This is a genomic window from Algoriphagus lutimaris (assembly GCF_017051705.1).
In the GTDB taxonomy this organism is placed as follows: Bacteria; Bacteroidota; Bacteroidia; order Cytophagales; family Cyclobacteriaceae; genus Algoriphagus; species Algoriphagus lutimaris.
Genome location: NZ_JAFIDJ010000061.1, coordinates 1 through 249, shown reverse-complemented (window position 1 = coordinate 249; position 249 = coordinate 1). Strand labels below are relative to the sequence as shown.

The 249-nt window shown below is 54.2% G+C and carries 1 pseudogene; it reads left to right on the top strand.

Features of this window, described 5'->3' with window-relative positions:
• Positions 1–249: pseudogene (locus JYB62_RS19790) on the top strand (hypothetical protein); the annotation flags it as partial.

Genomic DNA, 249 nt, shown 5'->3' with positions numbered 1-249 from the left:
ATGGATTTGTAGGAACTGAAGCCGAATGGCTCGCATCTCTTGAAGGTGCTGATGGAGCCGATGGATTAGATGGTGCCCCAGGTGCAGACGGTGCTGATGGCGACTCCGCATATGAAGTCGCAGTAGCCAATGGATTTGTAGGAACTGAAGCCGAATGGCTCGCATCTCTTGAAGGTGCTGATGGAGCCGATGGATTAGATGGTGCCCCAGGTGCAGACGGTGCTGATGGCGACTCCGCATATGAAGTCG